This is a genomic window from Arthrobacter sp. 24S4-2 (genome assembly GCF_005280255.1).
Classification (GTDB): domain Bacteria; phylum Actinomycetota; class Actinomycetes; order Actinomycetales; family Micrococcaceae; genus Arthrobacter.
Map to the genome: position 1 here is coordinate 5,035,146 of NZ_CP040018.1, position 20,157 is coordinate 5,055,302.

The following is a 20,157-nucleotide window of genomic DNA, read 5'->3' on the forward strand; positions in this document are numbered from 1 at the left end:
CAGGAGAACCACTGAACATGAGCGCATCACCACGCGTTGTCATCATCGGTGCCGGCATCGTCGGCACCAATCTCGCGGACGAACTCGCCAGCCGCGGCTGGACCAATATCACTGTCGTCGAACAGGGGCCGCTGGAGCTGGCGGGCGGTTCCACCTCGCACGCCCCCGGCCTGGTCTTCCAAACGAACCCGTCCAAGACCATGACGGAGTTCGCCAGCTACACGGTGGACAAGCTGCTGTCCCTCAGCGCGGACGGAGTGTCCTGCTTCAACCAGTTGGGCGGCCTCGAGCTGGCCACCACCGAGTCCCGCCTCGAGGACCTCAAGCGAAAGCTCGGCTACGCCACGTCCTGGGGAATCGATGGCCGGCTCATCGACGCGGACGAATGCGAGAAGCACTGGCCGCTACTGAACAGCGGCGCTCTTGCTGACGGCCGCCAAGTCCTCGGCGGCCTGTACGTCCCGTCGGACGGGCTCGCCTCAGCCGCACGTGCGGTCCAGCTACTGATCAGCCGGACCCGGGAGGCCGGGGTGACCTACCTGGGTTCCACCACTGTCACGGGCATCGCCCAGTGGGCGGGCAAGGTCACCGGCGTCGAAACCTCCTCCGGCGTCATCCCGGCGGACATCGTGGTGTCCTGCGCCGGCTTCTGGGGCCGTGAACTCGGCAAGCTGGTCGGCGTGAAGGTGCCGCTGCTTCCCCTGGCCCACCAGTACGTCAAGTCCACTCCGGTGGCCGAGCTCTCCGGCAGCAACGAGACGCCCAACGGCGCCAGCAAGCCCATCCTGCGCTACCAGGACCGCGACCTCTACTACCGCGAACACGGCGACCGCATCGGCATCGGCAGCTACGCCCACCGTCCCATGCCCGTCGATATGAACGCGCTGCCGAAGATCGGCGCCGGCGAGATGTCCGAGCACCGCATGCCGTCCCGGCTGGACTTCACCCTCGAAGATTTCGCTCCTTCGTGGGAGGACAGCATGGACCTCCTGCCCGCGCTTCGCGGGGCCCAGATCGAGGACGGCTTCAACGGCATCTTCTCCTTCACGCCCGACGGCGGGCCGCTCATGGGCGAGGCGCCAGACATCGAGGGCTTCTTTGTTGCCGAGGCCGTCTGGGTCACCCACTCCGCCGGCGTGGCCAGGGCCATAGCCGAGCTCCTCATCGAGGGCCAGTCCCGCACGGACCTGCACGGCTGCGAGCTGACGCGCTTCGAGAAGGTCCAGACCAGCGACCAGTACGTCAGCGAGACCTCCCAGCAGAACTTCGTGGAAATCTACGACGTGCTGCACCCGCTCCAGCCCAAGGAATCCCCCGGGACCTGCGGGTGAGCCCGTTCAACGTCCGGCAGAAGGAGCTGGGAGCGTTCTTCCTGGAGTCCGCCGGCTGGGAGCGCCCGCACTGGTTCGAGGCCAACCGCGGCCTGCTCGACGAGCTGCCGGCAGAATGGCAGGCGCCGGAGCGCGACGACTGGTCCGCGATGTTCCACTCCCCCATCTCGGCAGCCGAAGCGTGGAAGACCCGCACCGCCGTCGGGCTCTATGACATGACGCCGCTGAAGCGGTTGGCCGTCACCGGGCCCGGCGCCCAGGACCTGCTGCACCGGCTCAGCACCGGAAACATCACCAAGAAGCCCGGTGCCGTGACGTACTGCCTCCTGCTGGCGCACGACGGCGGCATCCGCAGCGACGTGACCGTGGCCCGGCTGGGCGAAGAGGACTTCCAGCTCGGCGTGAACAGCAACGTGGATTTCGACTACCTGCGTGTCGAGGCCCGGAAGCAGTCGGCAGCCGACCCCGCCCAGTGGGTGCACGTCTCCGACATCACCGGCAGCACGTGCTGCATCGGGCTGTGGGGTCCGCTGGCCCGTGAAGTGATCGGCAAGGTCAGCGCGGATGACCTCAGCAACGACGGCCTGAAATACTTCCGGACCAAGGAAATTTCGGTCGGCGGCATCCCCGTCACGGCCATGCGGCTCTCCTACGTGGGCGAGCTGGGCTGGGAGCTCTACACCACTGCCGAGTACGGGCTGAAGCTCTGGGACCTGCTGTACGAGGCCGGGCAGGAGCACGGCATCATCGCTGCTGGGCGCGGCGCGTTCAACAGCATGCGGCTTGAAAAGGGCTACCGGCTGTGGGGCACGGACATGACTTCCGAGCACCACCCCTACCAGTCCGGCCTGGGGTTCTCCATTGCAAAGGACAAGGAATCCTTCGTGGGCGCGGAAGCCCTCGCCGAACGCCGCGCGCAACCGGCTGCCATGCAGCTGCGCTGCCTGACGGTCGACGACGGGACATCGGTGGTGCTGGGCAAGGAACCCGTTTATTTCAAGGGCGAAGCCGCGGGCTACGTGACCAGCGCAGCCTACGGCTACACGGTGAAGCGGCCGATCGCCTATGCCTGGCTCCCGGCCAGCGCCTCCGAGGGCGATGCCGTGGAAATCGAATACTTCGGTACCCGGATCGCAGCAACGGTTAGCCCCGAGCCGCTGGTGGACCCGGGCATGGAACGCCTGCGCGGCTGAACCGGGACCCATCCGGACCCTTCACACGACTCCCAGACCACGCCCCAAGGAGATTTACCTGATGACGAACGAGAGCTACGACTACGTGATTGTCGGCGGCGGAAGCGCCGGATCTGTCCTGGCGGACAGGCTGAGCGCGGACGGGACGCACACCGTGCTGGTCCTTGAAGCCGGACGCAGCGACTACCCGTGGGACCTTTTCATCCAGATGCCGGCAGCGCTGACCTTCCCCAGCGGCAACAGGTTCTACGACTGGCAATACGAGTCCGACCCCGAACCCCACATGCACGGGCGGCGGATCGCGCACGCCCGCGGCAAGGTGCTGGGCGGCTCCAGCTCCATCAACGGCATGATCTTCCAGCGCGGCAACCCCTTGGACTACGAACGCTGGGGAGCCGACGCCGGCATGGAAACCTGGGATTTCGCGCATTGCCTGCCCTACTTCAAGCGGATGGAAACTGCGCTGGCCTCTGCTCCGACCGACGAACTGCGCGGCCACGACGGACCCCTGGTCCTGGAGCGCGGGCCTGCCCGCAATCCCCTGTTCCAGGCCTTCTTCCGCGCCTCTGAGGAAGCGGGTCACAAGCGCACCGATGACGTCAACGGGTACCGGCAGGAGGGCTTCGGCCCGTTCGACCGGAACGTCCACAAGGGCCAGCGGCTCTCGGCGTCCCGCGCCTACCTGCGCCCCAATAAGGGCCGGAAGAACCTGACGGTACGCACCCGGGCGCTTGCCGCCAAGGTCAAGTTCGACGGCACAACGGCCACGGGGGTCACCTACCGCCGGAACGGCCGGCTGCACACGGTCAACGCCAAGGAAGTGGTGCTGTGCGGCGGCGCGATCAATACACCCCAGTTGCTGCAGCTCTCCGGCGTGGGGGATTCCGCGCTCCTGTTGTCGCTGGGCATCAAGCCGGTGGTGGACCTGCCGGGCGTCGGCGAAAACCTGCAGGACCACCTGGAAGTGTACGTCCAGCACTCCTGCACACAGCCGGTTTCCATGCAGCCGTACCTGAGCCTGTGGCGCTACCCGCTGATCGGTCTCCAGTGGCTGCTCGGCCGCAAGGGCCCCGCAGCCACCAACCACTTCGAAGGCGGCGGCTTCGTCCGCTCCAACGAGGACGTCTCCTACCCCAACCTGATGTTCCATTTCCTGCCGGTGGCTGTGCGCTACGACGGCCAGAAAGCCAATGCCAAGCACGGGTACCAGGTCCATGTTGGCCCCATGTACTCCGACGCGCGGGGAAGTCTGAAAATCACCTCCACGGATCCGGCCGCACATCCCTCAATGCAGTTCAACTACCTGTCCACGGAACAGGACCGGCGGGAATGGGTGGAGGCCATCAGGGTCACCCGCGACATCCTGTCCCAGCCGGCACTGGATCCCTTCAGCGGCGGGGAACTCTCCCCCGGCCCGTCCGTCCAGACGGACGAGGAGATCCTCGACTGGGTGGCGCGGGACGCCGAAACGGCCCTGCACCCCTCCTGCACCGCCAAGATGGGTCCGGCCTCCGACCCCCTGGCGGTAGTGGACCCGCTCACCATGAAGGTCCACGGCACAACGGGGCTCCGCGTGGCGGACGCCTCGGCCATGCCTTACGTGACCAACGGCAACATCTACGCCCCGGTCATGATGCTGGCGGAGAAGGCTGCGGACCTGATCCTGGAACGTACGCCTCTGGCACCCGAGCACGCGGACTTCTACCGGCACGCCACCGACGTGGCTCCCGAAGCCGCACCAAGCCTGGGCCGCGCATGAGCGGCGTTCAGCTTGCCGGCATCAGCGGACGGACCGTAGGGGACCAGGACCCGGCGCCGGCACGGGGCCTGTTCGTGGACGGTCGGTGGAGCGGATCGGGCTCCGGGAAAACGCGGGACATCATGTGCCCCGCGGACGGCGAAAAAGTCGCCGAGGTGGCCGAATGCACTGCCGCCGATGCCCAGGCCGCAGTGGCCAGCGCCCGCAGGGCGTTCGACGGCGGAGCGTGGCCCGGCACCAGTGAAAAGGAACGCGGACAGGTCCTGCTCCGCACCGCCGAACTGCTGGAACGCGACAAGGCGCTTTACGCCCGGGCCGAAGCCCTCGACACAGGCAAGCGCTACGTCGAAGCGGAATACGACATCGACGATATCGCCGCCTGCTTCCGGTACTACGGCGGCATCGCCGGAACGGACGCCGGCCGCGTGATCGATACAGGGGTCCCGGGAACCATCAGCCGGGTGGTCCATGCCCCGGTGGGCGTGTGCGGGCTCATCACGCCATGGAACTACCCCCTCCTGCAGGCATCATGGAAGGTGGCCCCCGCCCTGTTGGCCGGCAATACCTTCATCCTCAAGCCCAGCGAGCTGACTCCCTCCACCTCCATACTGCTGATGGATACCCTCCTCGAGGCCGGGCTGCCGGCAGGAGTCGCCAACCTCGTCACCGGCACCGGTCCCGAGGTGGGCGCGGTCCTGAGCGAAAGCCCGGACGTTGACCTGGTCTCTTTCACCGGCGGCCTGGCCACCGGGATCAACATCATGAAGACCGCCGCCGACACTGTGAAGCGGGTTGCCCTGGAGCTGGGCGGGAAGAATCCGAACATAGTCTTCGCCGACGCCGACCGTGAGTCGGCCCTGGACAACGCCCTCACCGCGGTGTTCCTGCATTCGGGGCAGGTGTGCTCGGCCGGCACCAGGCTCATCATCGAAGAATCGATCCACGACGGGTTCGTGGCGGAGCTGGTGCGGCGCGCGCAGGCCATACGGCTTGGCGGTCCCTTCGATGAGCTCGCGGAGACCGGCCCGCTCATCTCGGCCGCACATCGTGACAAAGTCCATGCCTACGTCCAGGCCGGCATCGAGGAAGGAGCCACACTTCTGTGCGGCGGCTATATCCCGGACACCGGCTCGATGGCGCTCGGCAGCTACTACCCTCCCACCATCCTGGACGGGTGCCACACCTCCATGGAGGTAGTCCAGGATGAGTCGTTCGGACCGGTCCTGACCGTGGAGACCTTCAGCACGGAGCAGGAAGCCATCAAACTGGCCAACGACACCACCTACGGACTGGCCGGCGCCGTCTGGACAAACGACGGATCTCGGGCGCAGCGCGTGGCCGGTGCACTCCGCCACGGCACCGTATGGATCAACGACTACCACCCCTACGTTCCCCAGGCTGAGTGGGGCGGATTCGGCAAGTCCGGAAACGGCCGCGAACTGGGGCTCCAAGGTCTCGCAGAATACCGCGAAACCAAGCACATCTGGCAAAACATCAATCCCAAGCCCAGCCACTGGTTCGAGCCTCCACAGGCAGGAGTACAGCAATGAACAGCCCCGACATCTCAGTGCGCAACCTATGGAAGGTCTTCGGACCCGGGGGCGATAAAATCCCCAGCAATCCAGAGCTCTCGGCCCTCAACTCCGCGGAGCTGCTGGAACGCACCGGCTGCGTGGCAGCCGTCCGCGACCTGAGCTTCGACGTGGCCAAGGGCGAGGTCTTTGTGGTCATGGGACTTTCCGGATCAGGCAAATCCACCCTGATCCGCTGCCTGACCCGGTTGATCGAACCCACATCGGGGCAGGTCCTGGTGGACGGGAAGGACGTCCTGCAGGCAGGGGTCGCCGAGCTGCGCGAACTGCGCCGGCGGAAGATGTCCATGGTGTTCCAGCACTTCGGTCTCCTCCCCCACCGCACAGTGTTGGACAACGTCTCCTACGGGCTGCAGATCCGCGGGGCGGCCAAGAACGAACGCTACGCCAGGGCGCGGGAAATCATCGAGCTGGTTGGCCTGAAAGGCTACGAACAGCACTACCCGGACCAGCTGTCCGGCGGAATGCAGCAGCGCGTCGGCCTGGGCCGGGCCCTGGCCGGTGATCCGGACACCATCCTCTTCGATGAACCCTTCTCCGCACTGGATCCGCTCATCCGCCGCGACATGCAGGCGGAAGTCATCCGGCTGCACAAGGAAATGGGCAAGACCATGGTGTTCGTGACCCACGACCTCTCCGAGGCGCTCAAGCTCGGAGATCGCATCCTGATCATGCGCAACGGCGAGAAGGTCCAGTGCGGCACGGGGGACGAGCTGGTGGGGTCCCCGGCGGACAAGTACATTGAGGACTTTGTGTCCGAAGTCCCACGCGCGGATGTCCTTACCCTGAAATGGATCACCCGGCCCGTGGCAGCCGGAACGCCGGGAGACGCGCCGGTCCTCAGTTCCCGGATGATCATCCGGGATGCCATAGCGGCGGTCATGCACTCCTCCTGCCCCGTCCTGGTGGAGGATGCCGGCAGGATCACCGGGCAGATCGACCGCGACAGCATCCTGTCGGTGCTGCAGCCGGCGGAAGCAGCGGCCTGATGTCCACCCTCGTCCGCGACCGAACTACGGTCCAGCCCCCACCGGCCGCTGTCCGTGAGCCCCGCCGCCGGCCCAGCCGGCGCACACTCCTCCTGGCAGGCGCCGCCGTCGTCTGGATCCTGGGATTCCTCGTCCTGCGCGGAACGTCCACCCTGACCTTGCCCGCCTCAGAGCTGACGGACCTGCACCGGTCCCTGAACCAGTTCAACGCATGGGTGGCAGCGAACCGCGCAGACAACCCCGTCTTCCTGTACGTCTTCACGCCCTTGCGTGCCGCCGTCGACGCCGTGGCCAACCTGTTCATCACCACCTTTGCCGCGAGTTCCACGGGCCTGCGCCTGCCGGAGATCGGCTGGCTCGGAACCGTAGGCCTGCTGGGTTGGATCGCCTTCGCGATCGGCAACGCGCGGGTCGCGCTGCTCACTGTCGCCGTCTTTACGTTCTTCGGCCTCCAGGGTCTGTTCCTCGAAGCTACCTATACGTTCGCCCTGGTCCTCACAGCCGTGCTGCTGACCCTTCTGGTCGGGATCCCGCTCGGCGTTCTGGCCGGCGTCTACGGCCGGGTCGCCAAGGTGATCACGCCCGTGCTGGACTTCATGCAGACCCTGCCGACATTCGTGTACCTGGCCCCGCTTGCCCTGGTCTTCCTCATCGGCCCGGCGTCGGCCGTCATAGCCACCGTGATCTACGCTGCACCGCCCGTGATCCGGCTGACAGCACACGGCATCCGCGCCATCCCGGAAAACACTCGCGAAGCCTCCGATTCGCTGGGCACAACGGGCATGCAGCGACTGGTCACCCTGCAGCTTCCCATGGCCCGGCGGACCATCGTCATGGGAATCAACCAGAGCACCATGGCGGCCCTGTCCATGGTCACCATCGCGGCGCTGATCGCGGCACCCGGGCTTGGCCAGGTGGTGGTACGGGCGCTGCAATCGCTCGACGTCGGCACAGCTGTTAACGCCGGGCTCTCCATCGTCCTGCTCGCGATCGTGCTGGACCGGGTCACCACCGCCGCCAGCCGCCGCGCAGACCCGGGGACGGCCCGGAACCGCAGGGTTTCCCGCAGGACCAGGTACATCCTCCTCGGCGTCACCCTTGTGCTGGCACTGGCCATGGTGCAGTTCTCCCGGACCATGCTGTGGGCAGCAGCGTTCCCCAAGGATCTCAACATCGGTCCTGTCATCGTCCAGGCGGTGGCCGCGGCCAGCCAGTGGATGCAGACCAACCTCTCGCTGTTCACGGTGTCCTTCAGGGAAGCCGTCACCACTGGAATCCTCAACCCGTTCCAGTCGCTGCTCACGGACACTCCCTTCTTCATCCTCGTGGCCGTCATTGCCATCGCGGCCTACGCACTGGGCGGGTGGAAGCTCGCTACCCTGACTACGGCCTGCCTGGGCGTGATCATCTACCTCGGCCTCTGGAGCGACTCCATGGTCACCCTTGCGGGAACCCTGGTGGCCACCGCAGTTGTCATGGTCCTGGGCGTCATCTTCGGGGTGGCCATGGGCCGGTCCGAGCGGGTGGACCAGATCATGCGGCCCCTGCTGGATGCGGGTCAAACCATGCCCGCCTTTGTGTATCTTGTGCCGTTCCTAGGCCTCTTCGGGGCCACCCGCTTCACGGCGATCATCGCCGGCATCATCTATGCCGCCCCCGTAGCCATCAAGATCACGGCTGACGGCATCGCAGCGATTTCCCCCACCGTTGTAGAAGCTGCCGTTGCCAGCGGCTCCACGTCCTGGCAGGTCATCACCAAGGTCCAGCTTCCGATGGCCAGGCAGACACTGGCCCTCGCCGCCAATCAGGGCCTGATCTATGTCCTGGCCATGGTGGTGGTTGGCGCACTCGTGGGCGCAGGCGGCCTCGGATACGACGTCGTGGCCGGCTTTGTCCAAAGCGCGCTCTTCGGCAAGGGCCTCGCCGCAGGCGTTGCCATCGTCTTCCTCGGCATCCTGCTCGACAGGATGACGCAGGCTGCCGCAGCCACCCCGGTGCGGAAAATCCCCTCAACCAAGTCCAAAGCAACGTAACCGCATAACCGCCTTGCGCCTGGCGCAGGGCATGGAGGACCCCCACGCATTCCCCCCAACAAGGAGATCTAAGATGAAAAAAGCTGGACTGCTGTTCAAACGAGCTGTCCCGGCGGTGGCTGGAGCTGCTGCTGCCGCCCTGCTCCTGGCAGGCTGCGGCGGCGCCTCGGTGAACCAGGTGGCTGCTGCTAGCGGTGCCGCCGGTGCGCCCTGCGGAAGTGTCAATGTCGCGATGAACGCTTGGGTAGGGTATACGGCCAATGCCGCTGTGTACAGCTACGTGGCGAAGAACAAGCTTGGCTGCACCGTGGTCCAGAAGGACCTGAACGAGCAGATTTCCTGGCAGGGCTTTGCCTCTGGTGAGGTGGACGTCGTCATGGAAAACTGGGGCCACGATGATCTGGTGAAGCAGTACATTACGGATCAGAAAGTGGCCATCGACGCCGGTACCACCGGCAACGAAGGCCACATCGGCTGGTACGTGCCGCCATGGATGGCAGAAAAGTACCCGGACATCACCGACGGCAAAAACTTGAACAAGTACGCCTCCATGTTCGCCACCTCAGAGTCCGGCGGAAAGGGACAGGTCCTCGACGGCGATCCCGCCTTCGTTACCAACGACGAGGCCCTCGTCAAGAACCTGAACCTGGACTACAAGGTGGTGTTCTCCGGTTCGGAGGCCGCCCTGATCCAGTCGTTCCGGACGGCAGAGCAAAACAAGACGGCGCTCCTTGGCTACTTCTACGAGCCGCAGTGGTTCCTGTCCGAAGTGCCGCTCAAGAAGGTCAAGCTGCCGGAGTGGACCCAGGGCTGCGACGCGAACGCGGAAAAGGTAGCCTGCGACTACCCGGTCTACAAGCTCAACAAGGTTATTTCCAAGAAGTTCGCGGACAGCGGATCGCCCGCAGCCAAGCTGGCCAAAGCCTTCAAATGGACCAACGAGGACCAGAACTCCGTAGCCACGGACATCCAGGGCGGCATGGCGCCCGAGGCCGCGGCCAAGAAGTGGGTGGACGCGAATCAGAAGATTGTAGATTCCTGGCTTAATTAAGCGCGACCGTACCAGGAAAAGTCACCCACCCAGGGAGATCCGTGGGTGGGTGACTTGTTTCCCACGCTTCTGTTTCGCGCCGCAGGCGCTGGGTAATCAGTTCGGCGGCCCAAGGAATTGCTCAAGTTCTGCACGGTCCTCCACTCTGGCGTCGCTGGGTGGCCCGGCGTAGCGTCTGGAGAATAAGCAAAGGCCGCTGCGGGGGTTGTTTCGTGTCCAACCGCGGCCTCACCGGTGACAACCTGTGAAGGAGTCAGTAATGGCTGGATGGAATGCTGACACAGCGGCCGGGCCCTTGGGCGCCGGGACGATCACCCTGGTGGAAGGTTCCTCGTTCTGTATTTCCGCGGCGAACGGGGATATCCAACCGGAACACCCGCACGGTGTATTTTATGAAGACACCCGGATCCTGTCCCGTTGGAACCTGACGGTCAACGGCCAGGAAATAGAGCCTCTTGCCGCCGAGACCAGGGAGCCCTACCGGGCATTGTTTGCCGGCCGCGTTCCCCGCTCGGACGGGTACGCGGACAGTCCCCTGATCGTGGAGCGCCTACGTGAACTGGGTGCCGGAATCGCGGAGGAAATCAGTGTCCGGAACTACTCTTCAGACGCTGTTGAGTGCGTGGTTGCACTGGCCGTTGAATCGGACTTCGCGGACCTGTTCGAGGTCAAGGAAGCGCGGATCCAGCGGCGCTGGGAACAAAGCCGCCAGCCGGACGCCGACTCGCTGACCATCCTGGCCGCCTGGCAGGACGTCCGGAAGGGAGTGGTTGTCCACTCAAGGGACGCCGACGTCGGACCCGAGACCCTGAGCTACCGGGCGGTGATTCCGCCGCACGGACAATGGACCACCCACGTGAGTGTGGTCCCCAAGGGCGCCGGACCGGGCCCCACTGCCCCGTTCGTGCATCCTGCCGCGGGAGAAATGTCCCCGCGTGACCAGCGCCGGCAGGCCTGGGTGTCCAAAATTCCCGTGCTGCAGATGGGCAACCGCACCATTGAACGGACCCTGCGCCGCAGTTACGACGACCTGGGAGCGCTTCGCATCGAAGATCCCCGCGACCCGGACCGCATCGTTGTGGCAGCCGGCGCCCCATGGTTCATGACCCTGTTCGGACGGGACTCGCTGTTTGCTTCGATCATGGCTATGACGGTGGATCCCTCCCTCGCTCTTGGCACCGTGCAGACACTCGCCGACCGTCAGGGCGCCGTGGTGGACCTGATGAGCGAGGAGGAACCAGGCAAGATCCTGCACGAGGTGCGGCTCGACGTCTCCAGCGGGCTGGCGTTGGGCGGAAAGTCCGCTTATTACGGCACGGCGGACGCGACGCCACTGTTCGTCCTGGTACTCGGCGAGGTGAGCCGCTGGGGCTTTGGCCCGGACGCGATCGCCGCCCTGCTGCCCCATGCGGACCGGGCGCTCGAATGGATTTGGAGCTACGGCGACCGCGACGGAGACGGGTTTGTCGAGTACGCGCGCCTCAACGACAGAGGCCTGATCAATCAGGGCTGGAAGGACTCGTGGGACGGCATCAACTTCGCCGACGGCCGCCTGGCCGAGGCACCGATCGCGCTCTGCGAAGTTCAGGGCTACGTCTACGGCGCCTACATGGCGCGCGCCTGGATGGCTTACGACGGCGGCGATGAGGCTTTGGCCGCCGGCCTCCGGGCCCGCGCGGCACGGCTGAAGAAGCAATTCAACGAGCAGTTCTGGCTGCCCGAGCGCGGCTACTACGCCATCGCCCTGGACAAGGACAAGCGGCCCGTCGATGCGTGCGCCTCCAATATGGGGCACTGCCTGTGGAACGGCATCATCGACGAGGACAAGGCGCCGCTGGTGGTGGAACGGCTGATGTCGCCCGAGATGTTCAGCGGCTGGGGCGTCCGGACTCTGGCAAGCGACATGGGTGCGTACAACCCGGCGAGCTACCACAACGGCTCGGTCTGGCCGCATGACAATGCCATTATCCAGGCCGGCCTCCTGCGGTACGGGTTCGTCGAGGAGGCGCAGCGGATCTCCACGGCGTTGCTGGAGGCGGCCGAATACTCGGAGGGACGGCTGCCAGAACTGTTCTGTGGCTTCGACCGGCAGCATTTCGCCGCTCCGGTGCCCTACCCCACGGCGTGCTCGCCGCAGGCCTGGGCAGCCACCACACCGATCTACCTGGTGACCAACCTGATGCGTTACAACCCGCATGTTTCCCAGGGCGGCTTGTGGATGGATCCTGTGCTCCCGGAATCCTATGGCGACCTGCACATCACCAACGCACCCATGGCCGGCGGCCGGATCACCATCGACGTCTCCGGTTCTGACGCCACCGTCCAAGGGCTGCCCGACGGGATGGTGTTCCACCACGGAACCCGGCCGTGGATGGCCGACCTGGTACAACGGGCCGAGCTGCCCGAAAAGGACTGAGACCGCGCTTGAACCAATTGAATCAGGGCTGGAACGGCCCCACTTCGAACCGCTGTTCGATCCCGGCATGGAGCGGATCCGGGGGTAAGCGGTCCCCGGCCGTCCTGACCCTCTTTTTGAGTCAGAACGACTCCTGAGTCGACACGACGGCGACACACCGGCAAGCCCGGAGTGTCGCCGTCGTACTTGGCTAAACCGGGCCGATGCGCCCGGCTGCCGTCACGATCACCGCTCCATGCGGTTAAGACCCTGCGTTGTGAAGGATTCGCATCACGTTAGGAGAACGACTCATGACCGCTTTGTTCGAACTGTATATGGACGGCGACGATTGCTACAGGTTCCGACTGGTCGCAGAGGATGGTGAGGTGATGCTCACCTCGGTGGCATACGCGTACGAGGACGTCGCAATTGCCGGGATCTGGGCCGTGCGGGAAGCAGCAGTCAGCGGGAGCATCGTGGATCTCACTGGCATGAAACCCACGATCCAGGGCAGCGAGCCTCCGGGGGCTGCTGACACTGCGCCCATGTTCCCCGCCAGCGTCAGTTCGCTTCGCTGACGGAACTCAGTTCCGATCCGCTCTGTTGCTCGTATGCGGTGCGCAGCCCCGCCTTGGCACGGATTAGCAACGCGGACACCGCGTTGGGTTCGAGGCCCAGGATCGGTGCTATGTGTCGTGGCTTCTCGCCCATGACCTCGGCGTACCAGAGCACCGTCCGCCACCGCTCCGGCAGGGAACGCATCGCAGCAGCGACGTGTCCCTGCTCGAACACAGTCAGGACCGTCTCGAGTCCCTGGTCGTCAGCCGGTCCCGGATCCAGGTGTTCGTCCGGTGCCGGCTGCTCACGAACGCGCTTGTTCCAGAATGTCATCGCGACGGAACGGATTGCGGTGCACAGATACGGGCCAAACACATCCCTGGGCCCGTATCCGTTCCTGATCGCGCCAACAGCCTTCGCGAACGCGTCATGCAGCACGTCCTCGGACTCCTGGGCGCCGGACATCAGGCCCCGGATGAACCGCAGCCCCGGCTCGCGATACCTTTCATACAGCACCGCCATGGCCTCCGCGTCCCCGGCCCGGACGCCGGCAATCACATCCGATTCATCGCCCCCGGTGCTGCCGGATGACTCGTCGGATACTGCACGGCGCAGATGCCCGCCCCTCTGTGAAACGGGCTCAATTGTTTCCATATGGTTGCCTGCCCTCGATGCCGAAAAGGGAGAACGCCATGCAAGCGCCTCACCCCATTCACCCTGGGCGGGCCTGTTTCATGACGCGGACACCGAAATTGTTGTGAAAGCGTTTGCAGGGGGTTCGCGAGTCCGGGCGTTTGGAGCCGGCCCACAGTTGTCCGTCACGGACTCCTTGCAGCACGGTTAACACTCCGTGTGATTCCGCCGTCGCGGCGGGATCCTAATTACTGCGGAAGGATTCTTGTGATGCCGGACGGCCAGCAGACATGGTCAACGCGCTCCATTGAGCTGCAGCGGGCTCGTCCGATCTCTGAACTGCGCCTGCCTGCACGGGCAACGAACAGCCTCGCCCGACACGGCGTGAACACCGTCGGACAGCTGATTGCACGCTCGCGGCAGGATCTAAAGAACGAGATTCACGGCCTCGGGATCGGCAGCATCAGTGACATTGAGGGCGCCCTGAAGCAGGAAGGCCTGAGTCTCGCGAGCTCCGGAAGGGCGTTGCGGTATACGCGTCCACTCAGCCGGCATGCCCGGAATCACCGCGCATGGTTGGCAGGTCCGCCGATCTTGAAAGAGGCGGACAGAGTTCAGTGAAGTATTGCCGATTTCCGCCGTCCTCCCTGGTCCGCACCGGCCGCGTGGTCCAACAACACCCGCGAAACGACTGCCAGCCGGCAGACCGTGGCCGGCGGTTCGTTTGCGGCTGGCAGCAGCGCAACTGCGGCGGGCCGTTCCTGCACGGGATCCGGTGGCCTGTCGAAAGGCCGGATCGCCGCTGACCGGTAAAATGAGGACCAATCAGCACACGCAGCAATGGGGGGTGATCGGTATGTCCGAAGGACCTGACGGGCGGCTGACCGTATCGGTGGGCCGGCGGGAGTTCGAGCTACTGAACCGTGAGTGGGCTGACTACGTCGCCGCGACCGGTGCGGGAGCAAGCCCGGTTGATCCAGTTCTCACCCTAAGGCGCACCGGCGGGGTTCTGCGGTCCCTGGACCGGTTGCTGGCGTCGATCGAGCGCGAGGACAGCCAGGCCCCATCAGCCGCTGGCGCCGAGCCCCGCGAGTAGGGGCCGTCGCCGTCACGCGCTGACTTCTTCATGTTTTTTATGACCAAAACGCCTTCAACGCTTCATTACGTGATTACGTGAGCGCTAACACATCCTGCCACCAGGAATTCATCGTCCGCCCGGAGTCACTATGTTCCCAGTTTGCCGTCACTCACGTGCCGCGTCCGCGTGCCGGGCAATGCTGTGAAGGCCACCGCAAGCCCGCCGGACGGCGCGTCTGCGGGTACGGGACCCGCCGCGGCAGAAGCCGAGGCGCGGCTCGTCCAGGATTGCCGGGAAGGCAAGACCGGGGCCGTTCTGGAATTGTTCAGGACCCACTGGGAGCCGGCCTTGGCTTATGCCAACGTGCTGAGCAGATCCTCACATGATGCGGAAGATGCCGCCGCGACGGCATTCCTTAAATCCCTGACCGCAATGCGACGCGGCAAAGGGCCGGACGGCCCGGTCAGGCCTTATCTCCTCAGGGCTGTCCGCACTGCGGCAGTCGACCGCCATTCGTCCGGTGAGCATCCGTCCGGGCGAATCATGGAGCTGGCTGACGGCCAGAACACTGACGGGCTCCACAGCGGCGCGCAGGAGCACGACTTCGTCGCGGAGGCCTTCGCGACTCTCCCCCTTCGTTGGCAAAGAGTCCTTTGGTATGTCGAGATTGAAGGACTGAAGCCGCGCGAGGCCGCGCCGCTCCTCGACGTCGCCCCCAACGCACTCTCTGCCCTCCTTCGGCGTGCTCGCAAAGGACTTCGTAAGGCCTATCTCCTGGTGTATCTGCGCGACTCCGAAATCCGCGGCTGCGACTCCATGCTGCAGGTGTTGGCCGAATCTGTTCTCGCCCGCACCACGGTGGCGGGCCAGGCAAGAGTCGACGGACATATCCGCACGTGCCGGAACTGCCGCGGGGCACTCCAAGGTTTGCGTGATGTCCGTTCCAGAATGCAAAGTCTCCTGAATCCGGGCCTCCTGCCGGCGGTGCTCTCGCCACTCACCGCTGTCCGGATCCTCGAAACCCTGTCATCCCCGTCCCATTGCCCCTTGGGCCACCTCGCGGAAACCATCAATGAATCTGCTGACTTTGTACGTACGCTCTTCCACGGACTGAAAACGATTGGCGTATCGGCGGCGGTCGTCGTGCTCATGGTCCTGCCGGCAGCACCGAACGCTGCAACGCCCGAGCAGGAACCCCCTGGTCGCATAGGTGGTTGCGGCCCTTACGGAACATCCGTCGGTTGCGTGTACCGTTCAGCCACCGCCCCGGATTACCTCCAGTTGCGGGCAGGGACCCGCTCATCCCAATAGCCCTACTAGCTGATATGGCGTCACGCCGCCCTGACCGTCGTTCCTCGGCTAGCTCGCGGCGTAGGTTTTGGCTTCACGCTGAATGAGCCGGGTAACCTTTTCGACCCGTTCAGACATATACGAGCCGACCTGGAGCCGGTCGCCGGGCCAGCTGGAAGACTCCCGCGAGTCCTCGAGGGCTTTGGCCAGGGCACGGGAAAGTGAGTACACCTTCCAGGAGTGTTTCAGGTAGTGCAGGGCCCGCCTCTTGTACTCGGGGCTTTGCCTCACCAGCCGGACGACGGCGCGCGCCATGGCTTCGCCCAGCAGTTTCTCCCCGGCTTGAATTTTTTCCATGCGGACCTTCACCATCCCCAGTGTGCGGCCAGTTTCTTCCTTGAACCCTTCCCTTCGAGTGTGGCGAAGGCCGCTCAGCATCGACTCAAGGCAATGCAAGGATTTGCTCAAGACCCAGCCACAGGGCTTACGGAGTATGTTGGGAAGCCGACGAAAGGTGGATCTCAATGACGGAGCCGGACTGGGTCCAACACGCTATCTGGTGGCAGGTCTATCCGATCGGCTTCGTGGGCGCGGAGCCTACGGCAGGGGCGGGCCGGCCAGTGGTCCATCGGCTGGGCCAGCTGGTTCCCTGGCTCGATTACGTCCTTGAACTCGGAGCTTCCGGCCTCGCGTTGGGGCCCGTCTTCGCCTCGGAGACCCACGGCTACGACACCACGGACTACTTCCGCATCGACCCGCGGCTGGGTGATGACGCGGACTTTGACGAACTGATCGCGCAGTGCCACGCCCGGGGACTGAAGGTCCTGCTGGACGGCGTCTTCAACCACGTGGGCCGCAGCTTCGGGCCCTTCCAGGGGGTGCTCGCCGACGGACCCACGACGCCCGCCGCATCCTGGTTCCGCCTGCAGTGGCCGGACTCCGGGTGGGCGCCGGGCGCTGAACCCGGCTACGACGACTTCGAGGGCCACCATCACCTGGTGGCGCTCAACCACGACGATCCCGGGGTCGCTGCCCTGGTCACGGACGTGATGAAGCACTGGCTGGGCCGCGGCGCGGACGGCTGGCGGCTGGACGCGGCCTACGCCGTGCCGGCGTCGTTCTGGGCGCCGGTGCTGGCCGAGGTGCGCCGCGAATATCCGGATTCCTACTTCGTAGGCGAGTACATCCACGGCGATTTCGCCGACGAGGTGGAGCGGAGCACCCTGGATTCGGTCACACAGTACGAACTGTGGAAGGCCGTCTGGAGCTCGCTCAACGATGCCAACTTCTACGAGCTCGCCTCCGCGCTCGAGCGGCACAACGGCTTCCTGGACAGGTTCGTGCCGCTGACGTTCTTGGGCAACCACGACGTCACCCGCCTGGCCAGCAAACTGGACAACCCGGACCAGCTGGCCCTTGCGCTCACGGTCCTGCTGACTGTGGGCGGGACGCCGAGCATCTACTACGGCGATGAGCAGGCCTTCCGCGGCATCAAGGAGGACCGCGCCGGAGGAGACGACGCTGTCCGTCCCGCGTTCCCCGCCGGCCCCGCGGAACTGGCAGGGTCCGGCTGGCCGGTGTACCACCTGCACCAGGAACTGATCAGCCTCCGCCGCCGGCACGCCTGGCTGCACGGCGCCCGCACCAAGGTCCTGACGCTCAGCAACGAGCACCTCGTCTACGAAGCCCATGGCGACGGTAGTGCAGGCGACGGCGGTGCGCTGACAGTCGCGCTGAACCTTACCGGCAAGCCGGTGGACCTGCCCGTACCGTCCGGGTCCGGGGCACTGCTGGCCGGGCGGGCCCACCGGCATCCGGAACGCGACGCGGTGGGGCTGCCCGGCTACGGGTGGGCGGTCCTTGGCAGCGGCTAGCCCGCCGCGGCGGTTGCCTCGGTGCGCTCCGCAAGGGCATCCGCTGAGGCCGTCTCCAGCGCGCCGGCCGCCGCAGCCTCCGCGGGGTGGGGGACGAAGCGGACGAACATGGCTTTGAATCCGGGGGTGTTGGATTCCCGTGCCACGTTTTCCTTGTGGACCAAGGCGTTGGCCTCGGGGAAGTAGGCCGCGGCGCAGCCCTTCGCTGTCGGGTAGGCCACCAGCCGGAACTTGTCCGCCTGCCGGTCGTGACCCCGGAACGTGCTCACCACGTCCACCAGGTCACGGTCCCGGAAACCAAGCTCGGCCAGGTCCTCCGGGTGCACCAGGATCACCCGGCGCCCGTCCGAGATCCCGCGGTACCGGTCATCCAGGCCGTAGAACGTGGTGTTGTACTGGTCGTGGCTGCGGATGGTCTGCAGGACCAGGTGGCCGTCCGGCGGAGTCAGGTATTCCAGCGCGCTGACCGTGAACCGGCCACGGCCGATGTCCGTCTTGAAGGACCGGGTGTCCCGCGGCGGGTTGGGCAGCACAAAGCCGTTCCTGCTCCGGACCCGGGCGTTGAAGTCCTCGAAGCCCGGAATGACGCGCGAGATATGATCGCGGACCACGTCGTAGTCCCCGGCCATGGCCTTCCAGTCCACCGGATGGTCCTCGCCGAAGGTGGCGTCGGCCATCCGGGCGATGATCACCGGCTCGGCGAGCAGGTGCTCGGAGACCGGCTGCAGCCTGCCCTGCGTCGAGTGGACCACGGACATGGAGTCCTCCACGGACAGGAACTGGGCGCCGCCGGGGTGCTTGTCGTCCTTGTCCGTCCGGCCCAGCGTGGGCAGGATCAGCGAGGTGCGTCCGTGCACCACGTGGGAACGGTTCGGCTTGGTGGAGACGTGCACGGTCAGGCCGATCCGCTGCATCCCCGCTTCCAGGGCCTCGGTGTCGGAGCAGGCCAGCGAGAAGTTCCCGCCCATGGATACAAAAACGTCCACGTCGTTCCGTTCGAAGGCCTCCATGGCCTCCACGGCATCGAAGCCGTGGGGGCGCGGCGACGTGATCCCAAATTCCTTGTCCAGGGCTTCGAGCAGCCATTCCTTCGGTTTCTCCCAGATGCCCATGGTCCGGTCGCCCTGGACGTTGGAGTGCCCGCGGACCGGGCAGGCCCCCGCGCCGGGCTTGCCGAAGTTGCCCTGCAGGAGCAGGACGTTGACCATTTCCTTGATGGTGTCCACCGAGTGCGGCTGCTGCGTCACGCCCAAGGCCCAGCAGAAGATCGTCGCCCTGGACCGGATCAGCATTCCGGCCACGTTCTCGATCTGCTGCCGGGCCAGGCCGGTCGCCTTCTCGGTCTCCTCCCAGTCCAGCTCCCGGCGTGCGTTGCGGTAGGCATCGAAGCCGTCCGTCTGCGCCTCGACGAAGGAACGGTCGACGACGGTGCCGGGGTTCCGCTCTTCCTCCGCCAGCAGCAGGTGGCCCAGGGCCTGGAACAGCGCCAGGTCCCCGCCCACCTTGATCTGCAGGTACTCGTCGGCCAGCGGTGTGCCGTTTCCGACCACCCCGGAGAAGGTCTGCGGGTCCTTGAAGTTGAACAGTCCGGCTTCGGGCAGCGGGTTCACCGCCACCACCTTGCCGCCCTTGTCCTTGCATTCCTTCAGCGCCGAGAGCATCCGGGGGTGGTTGGTGCCCGGGTTCTGCCCCACCACGAAGATGAGCTCCGAGTCGTGGATGTCGTCCAGCGAGACGGTCCCTTTGCCGATGCCGATGGTCGGGTTCAGCGCGGAGCCCGAGGACTCGTGGCACATGTTGGAACAGTCCGGCAGGTTGTTGGTGCCCAGGGCCCGCGCGAACAGCTGGTACATGAACGCTGTCTCGTTGGCCGTGCGCCCCGAAGTGTAAAAGACGCAGCGGTCCGGCAGGCTGGCCCGGATGTGCTCGCCGATCAGCTCGAACGCCTCCGCCCAGGAGATCGGCGAATAGTGGGTTTCCCCTTCGCGGATCACCACCGGTTCGCTCAGCCGGCCCTGGTTGCCCAGCCAGTACTCGGTCTTCCCCGAGAGTTCGGCAATGGAATGTTTGGCCCAGAACTCGGCCCCGACGGTTCGCAGGGTGTTCTCCTCCGCCACCGCTTTGGCGCCGTTCTCGCAGAACTCGGCGACCTTGCGCTTCTTGTCCGTTTCCGGCCAGGCGCAGCCCGGGCAGTCGAAACCGCCGCGCTGGTTCAGGCGCAGCAGCGACTGCGCCGTCCGGGACACCCCGGCCTGGGCCACGGCGCGCTCCAGAGCCACCATCACGGCCTTGACGCCGGCCGCTTGGGTCTTCGGCGCGTGGACCTCCAGCTCGTCCTCGTTGATGTCCGCGACGGGGGCCGGCTGCCTGCCGAACTTCAG

General features: G+C 65.6%; 14 protein-coding genes and 1 pseudogene. 12 read left to right on the top strand and 3 right to left on the bottom strand.

Annotation, left to right across the window (positions count from 1 at the left end; all coding sequences use genetic code 11):
• Nucleotides 1–17 precede the first annotated feature (17 nt).
• The 8 genes and pseudogenes from FCN77_RS23415 (at nt 18) to FCN77_RS23450 (ending at nt 12,921) form a co-directional block, all read left to right on the top strand.
• Nucleotides 18–2,524: pseudogene (locus FCN77_RS23415) on the top strand (FAD-dependent oxidoreductase).
• 61 nt (nt 2,525–2,585) lie between these two features.
• Nucleotides 2,586–4,283 (top strand): choline dehydrogenase, encoded by a 1,698-nt coding sequence (gene betA / locus FCN77_RS23420; RefSeq protein WP_137324205.1) that lies wholly within the window; start codon nt 2,586–2,588, stop codon nt 4,281–4,283.
• On the top strand, nt 4,280–5,833 hold the full coding sequence (locus FCN77_RS23425; RefSeq protein WP_137324206.1) for an aldehyde dehydrogenase family protein: 1,554 nt from the start codon (nt 4,280–4,282) through the stop codon (nt 5,831–5,833). Before betA ends, FCN77_RS23425 begins: the two co-directional genes overlap by 4 nt.
• The gene (locus FCN77_RS23430) at nt 5,830–6,864 is read left to right on the top strand and encodes a glycine betaine/L-proline ABC transporter ATP-binding protein (protein ID WP_137324207.1); all 1,035 of its coding nucleotides are present in this window, start codon (nt 5,830–5,832) and stop codon (nt 6,862–6,864) included. The genes FCN77_RS23425 and FCN77_RS23430 overlap by 4 nt, the downstream gene beginning before the upstream one ends.
• A complete protein-coding gene (locus FCN77_RS23435) occupies nt 6,864–8,897 on the top strand; it encodes a proline/glycine betaine ABC transporter permease (protein WP_137324208.1) in 2,034 nt (677 codons plus the stop codon). Before FCN77_RS23430 ends, FCN77_RS23435 begins: the two co-directional genes overlap by 1 nt.
• A gap of 73 nt (nt 8,898–8,970) precedes the next feature.
• The gene (locus FCN77_RS23440; protein WP_137324209.1) at nt 8,971–9,948 is read left to right on the top strand and encodes an ABC transporter substrate-binding protein; all 978 of its coding nucleotides are present in this window, start codon (nt 8,971–8,973) and stop codon (nt 9,946–9,948) included.
• Nucleotides 9,949–10,207: 259 nt separating this feature from the next.
• Nucleotides 10,208–12,364, top strand: a complete 2,157-nt coding sequence (locus tag FCN77_RS23445; RefSeq protein ID WP_137324210.1) for a glycogen debranching N-terminal domain-containing protein — start codon at nt 10,208–10,210, stop codon at nt 12,362–12,364.
• A gap of 290 nt (nt 12,365–12,654) precedes the next feature.
• Nucleotides 12,655–12,921: a DUF1508 domain-containing protein gene (locus tag FCN77_RS23450; RefSeq protein WP_137324211.1), complete on the top strand. Its 267-nt coding sequence runs from the start codon at nt 12,655–12,657 to the stop codon at nt 12,919–12,921.
• Here the strand turns inward: FCN77_RS23450 and FCN77_RS23455 are convergent.
• Nucleotides 12,905–13,555 (bottom strand): RNA polymerase sigma factor, encoded by a 651-nt coding sequence (locus tag FCN77_RS23455; protein ID WP_137324212.1) that lies wholly within the window; start codon nt 13,553–13,555, stop codon nt 12,905–12,907. The two genes, FCN77_RS23450 and FCN77_RS23455, sit on opposite strands and share 17 nt — an antisense overlap.
• Before the next feature lie 249 nt (nt 13,556–13,804).
• Here FCN77_RS23455 and FCN77_RS23460 point away from each other — a divergent pair, with 249 nt between their 5' ends.
• From FCN77_RS23460 to FCN77_RS23470, 3 genes are all read left to right on the top strand, one after another.
• Nucleotides 13,805–14,155 carry a DNA-directed RNA polymerase subunit alpha C-terminal domain-containing protein gene (locus FCN77_RS23460; protein ID WP_137324213.1) on the top strand — a complete coding sequence of 117 codons (351 nt, stop codon included), beginning with the start codon at nt 13,805–13,807 and terminating at the stop codon, nt 14,153–14,155.
• Nucleotides 14,156–14,390: 235 nt separating this feature from the next.
• Complete coding sequence (locus tag FCN77_RS23465) at nt 14,391–14,630, top strand: hypothetical protein (protein WP_137324214.1); 240 nt, start codon at nt 14,391–14,393, stop codon at nt 14,628–14,630.
• Nucleotides 14,631–14,813: 183 nt separating this feature from the next.
• Nucleotides 14,814–15,923, top strand: coding sequence for an RNA polymerase sigma factor (locus FCN77_RS23470; RefSeq protein ID WP_217496197.1), 1,110 nt, complete (start codon nt 14,814–14,816; stop codon nt 15,921–15,923).
• 48 nt (nt 15,924–15,971) lie between these two features.
• Here FCN77_RS23470 and FCN77_RS23475 read toward each other — a convergent pair whose 3' ends face one another.
• On the bottom strand, nt 15,972–16,259 hold the full coding sequence (locus FCN77_RS23475) for a hypothetical protein (RefSeq protein ID WP_254678719.1): 288 nt from the start codon (nt 16,257–16,259) through the stop codon (nt 15,972–15,974).
• Nucleotides 16,260–16,426: 167 nt separating this feature from the next.
• Between FCN77_RS23475 and FCN77_RS23480 the strand changes: the two genes are divergently transcribed.
• Entirely contained in the window at nt 16,427–17,776 is a 1,350-nt protein-coding gene (locus FCN77_RS23480; RefSeq protein WP_137324216.1) for an alpha-amylase family protein, read from the top strand.
• On the opposite strand, the gene FCN77_RS23485 is transcribed toward FCN77_RS23480, so the two are convergent.
• On the bottom strand, nt 17,773–20,157 hold the full coding sequence (locus FCN77_RS23485; RefSeq protein WP_137324217.1) for an FdhF/YdeP family oxidoreductase: 2,385 nt from the start codon (nt 20,155–20,157) through the stop codon (nt 17,773–17,775). The two genes, FCN77_RS23480 and FCN77_RS23485, sit on opposite strands and share 4 nt — an antisense overlap.

Coding starts and splice junctions, on each gene's coding strand:
- betA (WP_137324205.1), top strand. CDS start 2,586: ATGACGAACGAGAGCTACGACTACGTGATTGTCGGCGGCGGAAGCGCC.
- FCN77_RS23425 (WP_137324206.1), top strand. CDS start 4,280: ATGAGCGGCGTTCAGCTTGCCGGCATCAGCGGACGGACCGTAGGGGAC.
- FCN77_RS23430 (WP_137324207.1), top strand. CDS start 5,830: ATGAACAGCCCCGACATCTCAGTGCGCAACCTATGGAAGGTCTTCGGA.
- FCN77_RS23435 (WP_137324208.1), top strand. CDS start 6,864: ATGTCCACCCTCGTCCGCGACCGAACTACGGTCCAGCCCCCACCGGCC.
- FCN77_RS23440 (WP_137324209.1), top strand. CDS start 8,971: ATGAAAAAAGCTGGACTGCTGTTCAAACGAGCTGTCCCGGCGGTGGCT.
- FCN77_RS23445 (WP_137324210.1), top strand. CDS start 10,208: ATGGCTGGATGGAATGCTGACACAGCGGCCGGGCCCTTGGGCGCCGGG.
- FCN77_RS23450 (WP_137324211.1), top strand. CDS start 12,655: ATGACCGCTTTGTTCGAACTGTATATGGACGGCGACGATTGCTACAGG.
- FCN77_RS23455 (WP_137324212.1), bottom strand. CDS start 13,555: ATGGAAACAATTGAGCCCGTTTCACAGAGGGGCGGGCATCTGCGCCGT.
- FCN77_RS23460 (WP_137324213.1), top strand. CDS start 13,805: ATGCCGGACGGCCAGCAGACATGGTCAACGCGCTCCATTGAGCTGCAG.
- FCN77_RS23465 (WP_137324214.1), top strand. CDS start 14,391: ATGTCCGAAGGACCTGACGGGCGGCTGACCGTATCGGTGGGCCGGCGG.
- FCN77_RS23475 (WP_254678719.1), bottom strand. CDS start 16,259: ATGGAAAAAATTCAAGCCGGGGAGAAACTGCTGGGCGAAGCCATGGCG.
- FCN77_RS23480 (WP_137324216.1), top strand. CDS start 16,427: ATGACGGAGCCGGACTGGGTCCAACACGCTATCTGGTGGCAGGTCTAT.